We start from the raw sequence: 13,747 nt of genomic DNA, 5'->3' as shown, positions 1-13,747 counted from the left end.
ATGATTTGTTCTTTAGCCGTCAAAATAGCACATCGTGAAGGGAAATCCTTTATGAAGGATGCTTATGTCACTCAACCTTTTCGCATTGTACCTGTCGGTCAATATCAAAAAGACAATGCGGCTTATTTGATGATCATGAGTTCCTCACCGGGATTGTTGGATGGTGATGATCATCAGATCAAAATTGATATTGCGCCAGGAGCAAAGTTGCAGTTACAGACGCAGGCTTATCAGCGTCTGTTTCATATGAAGGGGCATTCTTCGCAGACAATGCAGGTGACTTTGGGTGAAGATTCTGTGTTTTCCTATGTTCCTCACCCGGTGGTGCCACAACATTCCTCCCATTTCTTGAGTCACAACATTATCCATCTTGCTTCCAATTGTCATCTACTGCTGAGTGAAATCGTGACCTGTGGAAGGAAAATGTCGGGGGAGGAATTTCAATACAATCATTTTCAGAACCTGACGGAATGTTATGTGAATGGTCGACTGGTTGTCAAAGATAATGTGCTGTTACAACCGGACCGTATGCCCATTCAGGGATTGGGCATTCTGGAAGGATATACACATCAAGGGACGCTGATCTATCTGAATAGTAATGGGTTAAGTCCAGATGAATGGATCGAAGCATTCTATGAGAAATATGGGGAAACCAAGGATGTTGCCTTTGGTATCAGCGCTTTGCAACATGACGGTTTTATGGTGCGGGTACTGGGCTATGGTGCCGAGCAGCTTTATCTTCTTTTTAAAGAAATGCAGAGCGCTTTATGGGAAAAATTATTCTTGAATTAAATAACGGGGCTGAATACAATTTTTAAATAACAAATTATTCTAATGAAAAATAACATCCTAGCTTTTGTTAAAGCTTTTTTTAAAGGATTTGGACAGATTATGTTACAGGGTAATAGCTGGACTGGTGTCCTGTTTATTGGGGCTATTATTTACGATTCCGCGCTCATGGGATTTGCGGGGATCCTTGCAAATCTGATCGGGGTAATAACGGCGAAATTGATGAAGTTTGATGAGGACCATATTAATGATGGGCTCTTTGGATTTAATGCCACATTATATGGGATTGCGCTCGTCTTTTATTTTCAGGCTAATATCTGGGTATGGGCTGCCTTGATCATCGGTTCTGCATTGACCACGATTTTAATGGGCTTTGCACTTAAGAAAAATATTCCTGTATTTACATTTCCTTTTATCATGATCACCTGGATTGCGCTATATGTATTGAGTATTCCAGAATTGGCTTTACGAACTGTTCCAGAACACTTTGTGGATATTGAGGAAATGGACGATTTCCTTATTGAGGGACATGCCTTTGGTCAGGTTATTTTTCAGGGTAGCTTAGTTGCGGGATTGATCTTTTTCATTGGTGTTTTTATCAGTAAGCCAATCGCGGCGTTATATGCTTCTGCAGCTGTAATTATTAGCGTTTATATATCGCATCATGGGCATGAATCAACCGATATGACCAATAATGGGATCTTTAGCTTCAATGCCGTTTTATGTGGGATTGCTTTGAGCGGGCAACGCGTCAGAGATGGTATTTATGTACTCATTGCGGTTATTATAGCAACCTATTTTGACCATTTCCTGATCCACAATGGTTGGACGACCCTAACGTTTCCTTTTGTGGTCGCGATGTGGGCAATGGAGCCTGTCAAACGATTAGACAATTGGTTGGTGGCTAAATTTTCTGCGACAGCGGAGACTTCCTAATCTTTTTTTTACTAAAATTTTATCTGATGTTGAAATTTCGTTTCATAAATCTATTCCCAATAATACTCTTATTGGGAATTCATATAAACACCGTATATGGGCAGGTAAGTCCGCCAGGGCTTGGTAAAGCCAAAACGGCCTCCTGGTCGGTGTTGGGCCTGCGACGCAAGTTGGACAGTGCCGGAACAAAGGAAGCACTGACCTATATCGGCCTGGGAACCAAAAGTACACCTGACGACTCCAATCCTTTTCATAAGCAGGCCATCTGGGTGTTGAATCATGAGGTCTATCACAAATTTGCGCCAAATCAGCAATATAGTTATGCGCTGAGCTACAGACGTCAAAATGTATATGATGAAACAGCACCCTACCACAATGAAGGAGTTGAACAGGAATTCCGATTGTATGGACGTTATGCGTATACTTTTAAGCTGGCTGAGCGCTGGAAATGGAAAAATACACTGCGGCAGGAGTTCCGGAAATTTTTTACTGCGGACTTTCACAAAGCGGAAGAGAATTTTCAGTTTAGAACCCGGCTGAAATCGCAGGTGAATTTTAAAATCTCCGATAAAAATAAGCAGGAACTGACATTGAGTGCCGAGGGGCTTTTTGCGATCAGTAAACTGAATAAACCGGAGGATGCTTGGTCGAGCTTTGGTTACAAGGAAACACGTTTGGGCTTTTATTACATGACAGATATTCCAAAGACGCCCCTACGACTGGATGTAGGCTACATGAATGATCTGATCAAGGGCTATGATCAAGTGGATTTTGGAGTACATTATCTGGCAGTTGACCTCATTTGGAACCTGCCTTACCATAAACATTAGTCTGCCATAAACTTATGTTTGCGATAATCACTGGGTGAATACCCGGTGATTTTTTTAAATAGTCTCGTGAAATAGGAGGGCGATTGAAACTTCAACTCGAACGCTATTCCCGCAATATCTCTCGTGGCATCCTGCAAGAGGATCTGGCTATGCAGGATACTGATTTCTGTAATCCATTGCTTGGGTGGCTTATTGGTTGCCTCCTTCACACATTTGTTCAGGTAGTTTTCGGAGATATGCAATAGATTGGCGTAAAACAATACATTTTTATGGTCAATATGGAACTTTTGGACATATTCACGAAAGCGAAATGCAATATCTAGTTGTCTACTCATCGGTGCCTTGGTTTCGATATCCGATTTGATGACCTTCAATAAGATGCACTGCATCATCGAGATACATACCTCCATCACGCGACCTTCGGTAAAAAGCTCTTCCTCCAAAAGAATCAGCATTTGCTGAATCCAATTGGCAACATGCGGCTTTAACGTAGTGAAGGGATGGGAATTGAAAAATTTGATGTCATTGATCCCAAGTTCGATATCAGTGACAATTTCGTTTTCATAAACCACAAAAAAACCTTCAACATCATCGGAGATCGCCAACGTTGCGGTGATATTACCTTGCTTGATATTGATGACTTGGTATTCAGTCAGTGTATAGGAGGCTGATTCCAGGTGTTGTGTCAGGGAACCTTTTGTTACGAAAATTAGAAAATTAAATGTAGTACGATAAGGAATGACGGGCATTAAAATGCTCCGCAGATAATTTTCAATTCGATAAACCTGGATTTTACTTTCGTTAAATAGATTATGCTCAGAAACATCAGGTAAGAATAACTTTTTATATTCGTAATTGTTGATGATCTTAATTGAATTTTTCATCTGTAAATAATTATAAATTACCTATCTACGCTCAAGTGGGTCAATGAGCTCCCCGCGCTTGCTATTTGTTTTACAACCCTAAACAAGCTAATTTCCATGGGATTGACTCGTAAAGGAATTAGTAATTGTAGATCATACAAATATAATCAATTCTTTGCTAAAGAATACCTAAAACAACACCTTCCATGTAACGTTTTAAACGGATTTGTAGGATACGATTGCAATTCAAAAATTTAGGCGGATGAGTGCCCAATCAACAATTGGGCAGCTACAGCCAATAGTTCCAAGTTATACTTTTTTGCTTTGATCAAATTTTTCCTGGTTAAAATCTGCAGATTTTCCTTTTGGAATGGATAGTGAAGTCCATTGCTCATCCTGGCACATTTTTCCGATGTAAACGATCTGACCGACGTGATAAGGGTAGTGGGCAAGTTGGCGGTGGATAGCTGCTAATACGGTATGTCCTTCTCCGCGGATAAAGATTGTTTTCGTCAGGTCTTGCTCATTTAAAGATTCAAGTGCTTGAAATAAACAATCCCAACCTTCGTTCCACAACGTGATCAGTTGCGCTCTGTTCATCTCGGTATTTTCGAATTCCATATCGCGGTCTCTTCCCTCTTTTTCACCGTCCGAATGTAGAAAGTCTGTCCAACGCGAAAGCATATTCCCATGGAGGTGTTTCACAATGAGGGCAATACTGTTGCTGGATGGGTTGAATTGCCAGAACAAGTGCTCATCACTCAATTGAGCGAAGGTCTTGTCTCCCAAAGATTTGAATTCATGAAATTGCTTGAGGCTACTTGCTAAAAAATTATCCATTGGATTGTGTGTTATGTGTGCTTGTGTTTCTTAGCACAAGATACGAAAATATCAGATGATATCCGGGGAATTGGCTTCTGTTAACAGGTTGTTGGAGGGCGAGCTAATTCAGTTTCTGACCGATGAGAGTAGGGTGGAGAAGCAGAAAAAAGGTGGCGCTGGGGAGGGTGCCACCTTTAGCTAACTAAACATTAAACATAAATAAACAGTCTTTTTTAAAGACCTAAACTAAAATTACATAACGACTCGGCCACTTGTCGATTTGTCAACTTGGACATTTCGTGGCTGATTTTTTAAGGAGATCTTTGCTGAGGTAGAAACTTTACCGTGTAGATTATCCTTAACACTTAGGGTTACACCTGAGGATGTGCTGGCATTGACCTCTGCATTGGTAGTTGTAAAAGCGGCCATGTCAACTGAAGTAGAGGAGTTGGCATTTAAATCCAGATTCGTCGCACTTCCTGCAATTTCCTGTCTTGACGAACTTGTGGAATTCACCGTTAGATTTTTTGCACTTACATCAGCCGTTAACCTACTCGAGGAACTTGTCGAAAGTGAAATATCATCGGCAATTAATTTTTTAAGTGTAATTCTGGCCGATGAAGAAACATTGACAGCTATTTTGTTTGCCTTGATGGTTTCGTTGCTGTAGATTGATCCACTGGAAGAAGCCGAAAAACTTGTCGGAATTTTACTCGAATATACCGTTACACGGTTGTTTCTTGCATTTCTGATCTGTGAATTCCGTTTATATTGCACATGTAATATGCCATTTTTAACATTTGTCTCTATCAACGACAGATGCTCCGCATTGTCAGCTTCAACAACAACTTCATTGCGATTGGATTGAACGTAGTCTACACGTAGTGATGTCGCTGCCGAAATGCCATCCGGAGCGGAAATCTTACGGGTTTCACGTTCTTGGGCCTGGGCAACGTATAAAAAAGAAATAAAGGCGATAGTTAAAATTCTTTTCATGGTTTTGTCTATTAGTAGTTTTTAATTCTATGCTATAATAATTTTTATTTTAATTTCGAAAAACAGCCTCATTTCCTTCCTTACATATATAATAGTGGTGCCAAAATTGAAAAACCATGTAAATCGCTGATAAATAGCTATTTTTACTTTTAGACGTTTTCTCCTATTGCTCATTTTTGAACAACTGGTGTTCGCTATCGAACAATTTAACTGTTGTTTTTGTGGTTACCACATGCTCTTTTCGTAAGCTGCCTGCCAGAAATGATATTCCAATCGGGAAGCTGTTATAAATACTTGTCGCATTTTCTCCCGATTTGTTGCAGTAGTTTGTTCAGAAATTTGATCGACGTAATTTTTGGCTTTGTTCACGCCCTCGGCGAAGTCCTCACCACTATAGGTATCGATCCATTTGGAATAGGGGTTTTGGTCGCCACTGGCGATCGAAACGATGTGGTCGCCAACTTCTTTATAAATCCAAAAGCAGGGTAAAGTCGCAGCCATAGCGACTTCAATAGGTTCAAAGGCAGCTACACTTTTTAAAAAATGCACGTAATGGTGGCAAACGGGTTCTATCTTGTTGTCGTCTTCCGGATCCATACCAAATTCTTTAAAATAGTTTTCATGGAGCGCTTTTTCGACGATAAGCGCATTGCGTCCAAATTCAAAATAATCCAAGGCTTGTTGATTGTCAGTACTCTTTGCACCGATAAAAGCTAAAACACGTCCAAATTCCTCCAGATAGAAAGCATCCTGGCGCATATAGAATTGAAATTTGTCCAGCGGTAGACTGCCATTGCTTAGTTCGGAAATAAAAGGCATTGCTAAGATATCAGCATAAATTGGTCTTATAGCATCCCAGGCTTTATCGCTCCATTTCATGAACAATAAGTTTAGAAGGGTTGTGGAAATGATTAAGTGGCCCATTTCCTTTGCCAATCACGAGATCCTTGCTGCCTTTGATTGCCTCGTGGACATAATCTAAAGCAGTAGCGACAGCCTCAGCAAGAGGGAATTGCTGCGCCAACTGGCTCGCTATTGCTGAAGAAAGAGAGCAGCCGGATCCATGTGTATTTTTGCTGTCAATTTTTTGTGATTTAAATACCAATGGTGACGCATGTTGCTGAAAGAGGAGGGAGGTGAGTTCGCTTGTCTGGAGGTGTCCGCCTTTAATAAGGACTGACTGACATCCTTTTTCAAGAAGTTCAATGCCTGCTTTTTCCATTTCTTTGACCTCAGCTATGGTTCGTCCGACAAGTACACTGACTTCATCCAGGTTAGGAGTGATAATTGTGGCTTGTGGAAAAAGCAAGTCCATACATGCCTGTATTGTGTCATCATTGATCAATTTGTGACCACTTGTCGACACCATCACAGGATCAAATACGATTGTTCCACGGTAATCTTTCAAATAGCTGCTGATCAGTTCGACAAGCTCAATGTTATGAACCATCCCGATTTTGATCGCATCCGGATAAATATCGTCGAAGATCGCATCCAGCTGCTCACGCACTGCTTGGGTCGGTATCTCGTAAATATTCCGCACCCCTTGTGTGTTTTGTATTGGTAATGCCGTTAAGACGTTCATTGCATAACATCCCAGGGCTGATATGGTTTTCGTGTCGGCTTGGATGCCTGCTCCGCCACTGCCGTCAAAACCGGCAATACTCAGGACGGTGGGCACTGTATATTGTTTCACTATTTTCATGTTAATAATTCCTTTAATTGAGCGCTACGCTCTCTTGGATTTTTACTTTGGCAAATTGCCGATACGACCGCAATGGAATCTGCGCCAGACAGCCAGGCACTTGCACTGGTAGCTAGGTTCATGCCGCCGATGGCGATCAAGGGCTTTTCGGTTAAATTCCGTAGCTCGCCCAGTCCACTGATCCCCCAGGTTGTAATGGTGTCTGTTTTTGTTTTTGTTGGAAAAATTGGACTGACACCAAGGTGGTCTACAGCGGCCATCTGTTTGCTGTCAAGTTGTGCCCTATCTTCAAGCGACCAGCCAATTTGAAGACGCTGTCCGTATTTTTCCCTTATTTCTAAAGGTTGACGATCGTTTTGTCCGACATGTACCCCCCATGCCTCGATTTCAATCCCAATATCCACAGCATCATTGATGATTAATGGGATTCCGTAGCGATCGGTAATCTGTTTTAACTTCTTGGCTTTTTCCAGAAACCCCGTCGGCGTTTCGTTCTTTTCGCGTAACTGAATAATATCCACACCGCCGATTATGGCTTCTTCGGCAACATGGAGCCAAGATTGTGGGTAGCAATCCTGTTCGGAGATAACCAGATACAAGGGATAAGGAAATAGGGGATTAATTGCCATAATGTTTCAGGTTGAGATGCATCCGGATACGCTCATCATTCAGCAGATAGAGTTCATCATAGAGATTCATCTGTAAGGAACCCGGACCAGCGGATCGCGCTGTAGCCAGTTCACCTGCTAAGCTCAAAAGGGAGACACCGGCGGTCGCTGCTTCAAAAGAATGGTCTGTGACTGCTAAAAATGCACCGATGAGTGCAGTTGCGCTACAGCCAAGTCCGGTAACCTGGGTCATCAAGGGGTGCCCATTGTGCACCTCAGCGGTATGCTGTTCGGACAGAATATAGTCTACCTTTCCGGAGATACAGATGATAGATCCCAATTGTTCTTGTAATGCTTTACCAAAGCCGATAGCTGCTTTGCTATCTGAGGTGCTGTCTACACCTTTGGTATTGACCTCGTTGAAATTGTAGAGGCTCATGATCTCTGATGCATTTCCCCGTATCACAGTTGGCTTTAACTCTAGGAGATTTGCCAATAAGTCATTGCGAAAAGCGGATATTCCCGCACCCACAGGATCCAATACCCAAGGGCGGCTAATGTTATTGGCATGTTCCGCTGCAACAAGCATGGACTCGGCGGTAAGTTCACTCAATGTGCCGATGTTAAGTACCAACGACTGGGCAAGGTCAACAACCTCGCGCACTTCGGATGGACTGTGAACCATGACTGGGGAAGCTCCAAGAGCGAGAAGAGCATTGGCGGTGTTATTCATCACCACCAAATTCGTAATATTATGTACAAGTGGTTTTTGTCTTCTGACCTGTGCTAACAGATCGATAATTAAATCTTCCATTCCTTTTGTTTTCTATATTTGCAGGTGGCTTTGTCAGGAAGAAATGAGACAGATGGGCTGTCGGGTATATTTCAATATACCTAAGCGGTTGCTTTTCCCTACGCCGGTATAAACCGAATCAGGTTCGAAGGGACTATCTCAATTCTATACAGAATACCCCCAAAGCCATATCAAACTTAGACAAAAAAAAGGACTTTTTATAACCAGTGTTTTATTCAGTCCCGGAATAGTAAAACTACACGTTAGTCAATAGACCGGAGTGCGCGTGTATTTTCAGCCGCATTCGAGCGTGGAAAATAGACTGGGCATATACGAGGGAAGCGACAGGCCAGTAATGATCAATGGCAGGCAAGTCTATTTGCGAAGAAACAGCATTGCTCTCAACGGTGAATTCGGTGTACTTAAGATGTTATATTGTCTTCAGCTGGCAATTCCAAATAGTCCGGTGGGGTATAAGTGACACGGGCAAAATTTTTAGTCAGGAGTTCTGTATCAACAACCTTTCCTCCCTGGAATTTTAGGAATTTTTCTCGCCAGATTTCATTTTTTCGATAGAATTGATCTCCTATTTTAAGGAATTGATGCTCCTTTTCAATGACGTGATAGGCAAAATCGAGTTCCTGATCGATTCTCAGTTCGCCTTCAAGACATTTTTCGGTAAACCAGAGATTGATCTGAAACGTGTAGGGTGTATTGTTGGTAAACTGATAGTCCCGATAGTTGTAAAACACTGTTGCACCGCTTCCGAAAGGTAATACACGCCCATCATCGGGAAACGGATCAAAAGAATGGTGATAACGCTCTGTGACTGTGAGTGGGCTATGGATAACAAGCCAATGGATCAGATTGGAGATCTGGCAGATTCCTCCACCGATACCTGCACGTGCTTCACCGAAAGACAATTCCATCCCCGGAAGATAGCCTTTCTTTTGTGTGGGCTGGCCGACCAGTTTACAGAATGAAAAGGTTTCACCGGGGTAGATCAGTACACCGTTGATCTGCTTTGCTGCAATCTTTAGATTGGTCACTTTATTGATCTGCAACTGCATATTATTTTCTCCAAGCTTCTTTAATAAAACAGACTGGTGTTTTTTGATACGGTACTGCAGTGCTGTTGTAGATTTGGTTTTTGTGTACTTTTTATTATCCAGTAACCAAATGGCTTTTCTTTGTGTTCTTCTTGCCCAGACAGCAAGAAAATACAGCAAAGGGTGACGTTGACTTATTAATTTCCGTTTTTTCACTAATAACAAATGATGGTTTATTGCTTCCTTCTATTTCAGTTTGCGCGTTTTAATTATTGAGAATTGGAGGAACTTTTCTTTGTTTGTATTGTTTTAGAGGTGATTTTATTCTGCTTATCAAATACAGTGCTCTCATATTGATAATCGCCCTGATCTTTTGAGACTATCTTCAATTCCAATGTACCATCACGATAAAACAGGTAGGTGCTTTCGTTGCCTTGCACAGCTATTTTGGATTCGGCAGTGAGCTTCCCCGTCGTGTCAAATACCTGCCACGAAGAGAAATTGTCTGCTTTTGGGTTATCATAATAATACAGTGTACGTTTTTCGATAGCGTCATTTAGCCCTGAAACTTCCTCAATAAGCTGCCCCTTTTCATTGTAACGGTGGTCGACCCAATGCATCCTTTGGTAAACGAAGTGTATGGATTCCTCCCGGAACACTTGATATTGATCATTTAAATGATGGATGGAGGCGGTTCGCCGCTCAGGATCGGTAATGAGAATAGCATGCGGTAAGTATTGATAAATTGTGCTAGAGGACCATTTGCTGTCTTGAAGCTGTTGTATCGAATCGATTAATCCCCATTTGTTGTAAAAATATTTGGTGTAAAAATTGATCCCATTAGACAAATTGTTCGCGGAGAGCTCTTTGCCTTGCTGATAAACAGTCGTTATCATACCGCTGGGTTTTTCGAGGTTCTCCCCTGTAAAGGTCTGCGAAATATAGGTTCCGTCATATTTGCCTTTTTTCTGAGTGGAGTAGATTGGAAGACTGGATCGGGAAATGATGGCCTCAGCATATTGTCTGGATGGTTTAAACGGAATAGCTGCTATGGAATCGAAGAATAGTTTCCCATCGTATTTAAGCGCTTTTTGAGGCGTACTTGACTGCTTATTATTTGTCAATATTGGCTTTGCGGCCTGGAGATAGCTTTGACTGTCGTAGATCACTTTCGGTCGGCTCTGACCATCAAACAGGATCATGGCATTTCGTTGTTTGAGGGTTGGTACCTCCACTGTCCACTTACGCTTGTTGATAACAAAAGTAAATTTTTGGGCATCTGTTTTTGAGACCAGCAGTTTGGTGGTACTATAGGGAACCTGTCTAATAATTTCATTTGCCTTTTGATCATGGAGACGCATCGCGAAATCCGTTGATTTATCGGATTCATTGGTAACGAACAGGATTGCTTGCGTAGGCGCTCCGATTTCCATTGATTTTATCGTTTGGGATCGTGCTACAGTCGTACAGATCAGGAGTGCCAATAACTGGAAAATGATCGGATGGAGCGCTATTGATCTGGAATGACAGTTCATTTGAATAAGGGACACTACTTGCTTTATATACTTTAGTTTAGTACTTCTTTTAGGAATAGTAAAGTATGCTCCCAGGCACGTTTGGCCATGACAGGGTTATATTCTGGTGATTCCGGATTGGTAAAGGTATGGCCAGAATTGGCATAAGTGATGATCTGCCAGTCCGCTTTTCCTTCATTAAGTTCCTTAACCAATCCATCATAATCTTCTTTTGATACACTTTTGTCAGCGGCAGGATGCTCAACCAATACTTTCACATTGATCGCTGTATTAGGTCTATCTACTGATTTGGAGAGCCCACCATGAATACTGACCACAGCTGCGACAGGAAAACCAGCGCGTGCTGTCTCCAGCGCTCCGGTTCCGCCAAAGCAATAACCAATTACCGCAATTTTTCCGGGATCAGCTCCTGTTTCCTTCAATTGTTTTAGCGCAGCCGCAATGCGCTGCTGATAAGCCTTGTAGTCTGTTTTATAGTGACCTGCTATTTTCGAAGCTGCCGTGTTGTCTGTAGGGATATTTCCTTCACCATAGATATCGGCAATGAAAGCAATATAACCTTCTTTTTCAAGTTGTAAAGCGGCCTGTTTTGCTTCATTGTCTATGCCTTTCCAAGCGGGTAAAATAAGGACCGCAGGCCCTTTTTTATTCGCATTGGACGTGATAAGACCATTTAGTTGCTGTGTTCCGTCTTTATAGGATACCTGTTTTAACTCCTGTGCTTTCATGCTCATGGTAACGATAGTTAATAGAAAAAATGTCAAAGCTGTTTTCATCTGTTCTTAATTTTTTTTAGCCATCAGATGGGCTGTGTGATTAAAGGTAATATCGTTGTGTTCAGTCGAAGTGCTTATTATGCTTTATAAACAAATTTAGACTCCGGATGGTTTTATTGACTCTATAATTCCGATCACATCCAATTGTCCCAAGCCGTTTTCATGTGCCTTTTTATAGGTGTCGAGCAAGGTGCCAAGTAGGGGATAGGTGGCTCCCGCCTGTTGTGCCAACCGGATATCTTTTAACATCAGATCCAGCGCAAATGCTGCGGTATAATTTCCTTCAACGAGCAAAGGAGTTTTTACTTTTGTTGCTCCGCTACCGCTGGCACTATCGTTGATAATCTCTAGCATTTCACTGCGTTCAATCCCTAATTGATCGGAGAATAGGATGGTTTCGGCCAGACCTTGATAGATGATTGATAGAAAATAATTGATGGCTAGTTTTGCGGCAATACCTTTGCCATTTTCACCAAGGTGTTTAATGGATTTCCCCATCTTTTCAAGGTAAGGTCTGGCACGCTCAAGGTCGGTCTGTTCTCCGCCAACCATAATGATCAATGTACCTTCTGCAGCGGGCTTGGTGCTTCCTGCGACAGGAGCATCCAGAAATGCGGCACCTTTTGCTTTTAGCTTATTGGCAAGATTGATACTCACATCTTGAGCGATGGTACTCATATCCACAAATAATTTCCCGCTGATAGGCTGTTCAAGAATTTTGCCGTAAACCTCCTCGACTGCGTCATCGTTTGTCAGCATGGTAAAAACCACATCACTGGCGCCGATCAGATCTGTGACTTCACTATAAACAGTTGATTGTGCTACAAAGTCTGTTGTTCTGGCGATATTTCTGTTGTAAACGGCAAGCGGAAAACCTGCTTTTTCAAGGTTTTTTGCCATGGGATTCCCCATGTTTCCTAATCCTATAAATCCTACGTTTTCTGTTTTCATATTAAATTGTGTCATGTGAATCGAACATTCAGCTCACAATAAAGGTACAAATGTTTTTGGATCTATAGGGCGTAAAGCTAGGACAACAATAGTAGGCATTTAAATTTGACCGTATAATCTCCATATCCGTTTGATATGAATTTATTTCTGCGGCTAAATCAATACCCTGATCTCATTCCTGAGCAGTACGATTTTGTCCTCGTTCTCCAGTTTTTTTAAGATCCGGGAGACGACAACACGGGAAGTGTTCAAATCGGATGCAATATCCTGATGAGTAAGGGTAAGAATTCGGTCGTTGGTAAGATTTACTTTGGCTTTCAGGTAATTGAGGATACGTTCTTCCATATTGGAGAATGCAAGATTATCTACAGCCTGCAGCATTTCATTCATCCGGCTGGCATAACTCGATATAATGAAATTTCGCCAGGAAGGGTACTTTCCCATCCAGTCATTGACCTGTTCATTGGGGATCATGGCTACGGTTGTATCCTTTTCAGCCCGAGCACGAATTTCACTTTTTTTATTACCCAGACAACAGGCGATAGACATGGTACAGGTCTGTCCCTGTTCAAGATAATATAGTAAGAGTTCGCCTTTGGCTTCATCCTCACGGACGACTTTGATCGCTCCCGCTAGCAATAGGGGCATTGCGCTGATGTATTGATCGGTATCGATGATAAGATCGCCTTCACGAAAAGTTTTGATGCGAGCGTTCTTTATAATTTCTTCAATCAATGCAGGTTCAAGAACACCTGCGTAAGCCTGTTCAATGGACAACATAGTTTTTTATTATTACTTAAATATAGCCATTTTGATCTTAACTGCTGCTGTGTTTGACTAAAAAACGCAAAGACCTTATGCTCTGCTGTAGTAATAAAGAGTGTCTCAGGTAGATCTGGGATAAAAAACGGAAATAAAAGAATGTGTTGACTTATTCAAAGAAGACAAAATTTTATTCTGACTACTTTTGATATATTTCCATTAAAACGATGTTTTTGTTGTATTCCTATTAACAAGCTTATTTTTGGTTTGTTGTTTTGATCTTAAAATCAAACTTAATCTATGGATGATTAAAATTCGAAGTGAATATAAAC

General features: G+C 41.6%; 16 protein-coding genes and 1 riboswitch. Of the genes, 4 read left to right on the top strand and 12 right to left on the bottom strand.

The genetic code is table 11. The annotated features are described in order from the left end of the window. The 3 genes from OGI71_RS11385 to OGI71_RS11375 are packed head-to-tail and all read left to right on the top strand — an operon-like array spanning position 1 to position 2,555. Complete coding sequence (locus OGI71_RS11385; RefSeq protein WP_282255571.1) at positions 1-792, top strand: urease accessory protein UreD; 792 nt, start codon at positions 1-3, stop codon at positions 790-792. Between the two features lie 42 nt (positions 793-834). Beyond that, the gene (locus tag OGI71_RS11380; protein WP_282255570.1) at positions 835-1,725 is read left to right on the top strand and encodes an urea transporter; all 891 of its coding nucleotides are present in this window, start codon (positions 835-837) and stop codon (positions 1,723-1,725) included. 26 nt (positions 1,726-1,751) lie between these two features. Next, the gene (locus OGI71_RS11375) at positions 1,752-2,555 is read left to right on the top strand and encodes a DUF2490 domain-containing protein (protein ID WP_282255569.1); all 804 of its coding nucleotides are present in this window, start codon (positions 1,752-1,754) and stop codon (positions 2,553-2,555) included. Here the strand turns inward: OGI71_RS11375 and OGI71_RS11370 are convergent. Together OGI71_RS11370 and OGI71_RS11365 are read right to left on the bottom strand one after the other, a co-directional pair. Next, the gene (locus tag OGI71_RS11370) at positions 2,552-3,439 is read right to left on the bottom strand and encodes a helix-turn-helix domain-containing protein (protein WP_282255568.1); all 888 of its coding nucleotides are present in this window, start codon (positions 3,437-3,439) and stop codon (positions 2,552-2,554) included. The genes OGI71_RS11375 and OGI71_RS11370 overlap by 4 nt on opposite strands. Before the next feature lie 288 nt (positions 3,440-3,727). Continuing rightward, positions 3,728-4,258, bottom strand: a complete 531-nt coding sequence (locus tag OGI71_RS11365; protein ID WP_282255567.1) for a DUF1572 family protein — start codon at positions 4,256-4,258, stop codon at positions 3,728-3,730. Between the two features lie 55 nt (positions 4,259-4,313). Between OGI71_RS11365 and OGI71_RS11360 the strand changes: the two genes are divergently transcribed. Continuing rightward, positions 4,314-4,442, top strand: a complete 129-nt coding sequence (locus tag OGI71_RS11360; protein ID WP_282255566.1) for a hypothetical protein — start codon at positions 4,314-4,316, stop codon at positions 4,440-4,442. A gap of 50 nt (positions 4,443-4,492) precedes the next feature. Here OGI71_RS11360 and OGI71_RS11355 read toward each other — a convergent pair whose 3' ends face one another. The 10 genes from OGI71_RS11355 to OGI71_RS11310 all read right to left on the bottom strand — a co-directional run bounded on the left by OGI71_RS11355 (position 4,493) and on the right by OGI71_RS11310 (position 13,433). Continuing rightward, entirely contained in the window at positions 4,493-5,236 is a 744-nt protein-coding gene (locus tag OGI71_RS11355; RefSeq protein WP_282255565.1) for a DUF2807 domain-containing protein, read from the bottom strand. A 225-nt stretch (positions 5,237-5,461) separates the two neighbouring features. Further along, positions 5,462-6,115, bottom strand: coding sequence for a thiaminase II (gene tenA, locus OGI71_RS11350; RefSeq protein ID WP_282255564.1), 654 nt, complete (start codon positions 6,113-6,115; stop codon positions 5,462-5,464). Beyond that, positions 6,099-6,917: a bifunctional hydroxymethylpyrimidine kinase/phosphomethylpyrimidine kinase gene (thiD, locus tag OGI71_RS11345; protein ID WP_282255563.1), complete on the bottom strand. Its 819-nt coding sequence runs from the start codon at positions 6,915-6,917 to the stop codon at positions 6,099-6,101. The genes tenA and thiD overlap by 17 nt, the downstream gene beginning before the upstream one ends. 20 nt (positions 6,918-6,937) lie before the next feature. Further along, positions 6,938-7,570: a thiamine phosphate synthase gene (thiE, locus tag OGI71_RS11340; protein WP_282255562.1), complete on the bottom strand. Its 633-nt coding sequence runs from the start codon at positions 7,568-7,570 to the stop codon at positions 6,938-6,940. Next, a complete protein-coding gene (gene thiM / locus OGI71_RS11335) occupies positions 7,560-8,363 on the bottom strand; it encodes a hydroxyethylthiazole kinase (protein WP_282255561.1) in 804 nt (267 codons plus the stop codon). Before thiM ends, thiE begins: the two co-directional genes overlap by 11 nt. A 78-nt stretch (positions 8,364-8,441) precedes the next feature. Further along, positions 8,442-8,534, bottom strand: a riboswitch (TPP riboswitch). A 230-nt stretch (positions 8,535-8,764) separates the two neighbouring features. Continuing rightward, positions 8,765-9,607, bottom strand: a complete 843-nt coding sequence (locus OGI71_RS11330; RefSeq protein ID WP_282255560.1) for a VanW family protein — start codon at positions 9,605-9,607, stop codon at positions 8,765-8,767. A 53-nt stretch (positions 9,608-9,660) separates the two neighbouring features. Then, on the bottom strand, positions 9,661-10,941 hold the full coding sequence (locus tag OGI71_RS11325; RefSeq protein ID WP_282255559.1) for a hypothetical protein: 1,281 nt from the start codon (positions 10,939-10,941) through the stop codon (positions 9,661-9,663). A gap of 17 nt (positions 10,942-10,958) precedes the next feature. Further along, entirely contained in the window at positions 10,959-11,702 is a 744-nt protein-coding gene (locus OGI71_RS11320; protein WP_282255558.1) for a dienelactone hydrolase family protein, read from the bottom strand. A gap of 96 nt (positions 11,703-11,798) precedes the next feature. Further along, positions 11,799-12,653, bottom strand: a complete 855-nt coding sequence (locus OGI71_RS11315; protein ID WP_282255557.1) for an NAD(P)-dependent oxidoreductase — start codon at positions 12,651-12,653, stop codon at positions 11,799-11,801. A 153-nt stretch (positions 12,654-12,806) separates the two neighbouring features. Then, positions 12,807-13,433 carry a Crp/Fnr family transcriptional regulator gene (locus OGI71_RS11310; protein ID WP_282255556.1) on the bottom strand — a complete coding sequence of 209 codons (627 nt, stop codon included), beginning with the start codon at positions 13,431-13,433 and terminating at the stop codon, positions 12,807-12,809. Positions 13,434-13,747: the final 314 nt, after the last annotated feature.

The organism is Sphingobacterium sp. ML3W (genome assembly GCF_029542085.1).
Lineage (GTDB): Bacteria > Bacteroidota > Bacteroidia > Sphingobacteriales > Sphingobacteriaceae > Sphingobacterium.
This window is presented reverse-complemented; position numbering and strand designations above follow the sequence as displayed.

Coding starts and splice junctions, on each gene's coding strand:
- OGI71_RS11380 (WP_282255570.1), top strand. CDS start 835: ATGAAAAATAACATCCTAGCTTTTGTTAAAGCTTTTTTTAAAGGATTT.
- OGI71_RS11385 (WP_282255571.1), top strand. CDS start 1: ATGATTTGTTCTTTAGCCGTCAAAATAGCACATCGTGAAGGGAAATCC.
- OGI71_RS11315 (WP_282255557.1), bottom strand. CDS start 12,653: ATGAAAACAGAAAACGTAGGATTTATAGGATTAGGAAACATGGGGAAT.
- OGI71_RS11320 (WP_282255558.1), bottom strand. CDS start 11,702: ATGAAAACAGCTTTGACATTTTTTCTATTAACTATCGTTACCATGAGC.
- OGI71_RS11370 (WP_282255568.1), bottom strand. CDS start 3,439: ATGAAAAATTCAATTAAGATCATCAACAATTACGAATATAAAAAGTTA.
- OGI71_RS11360 (WP_282255566.1), top strand. CDS start 4,314: ATGATATCCGGGGAATTGGCTTCTGTTAACAGGTTGTTGGAGGGCGAG.
- OGI71_RS11375 (WP_282255569.1), top strand. CDS start 1,752: ATGTTGAAATTTCGTTTCATAAATCTATTCCCAATAATACTCTTATTG.
- OGI71_RS11310 (WP_282255556.1), bottom strand. CDS start 13,433: ATGTTGTCCATTGAACAGGCTTACGCAGGTGTTCTTGAACCTGCATTG.
- OGI71_RS11355 (WP_282255565.1), bottom strand. CDS start 5,236: ATGAAAAGAATTTTAACTATCGCCTTTATTTCTTTTTTATACGTTGCC.
- thiE (WP_282255562.1), bottom strand. CDS start 7,570: ATGGCAATTAATCCCCTATTTCCTTATCCCTTGTATCTGGTTATCTCC.
- OGI71_RS11365 (WP_282255567.1), bottom strand. CDS start 4,258: ATGGATAATTTTTTAGCAAGTAGCCTCAAGCAATTTCATGAATTCAAA.
- thiM (WP_282255561.1), bottom strand. CDS start 8,363: ATGGAAGATTTAATTATCGATCTGTTAGCACAGGTCAGAAGACAAAAA.
- tenA (WP_282255564.1), bottom strand. CDS start 6,115: ATGAAATGGAGCGATAAAGCCTGGGATGCTATAAGACCAATTTATGCT.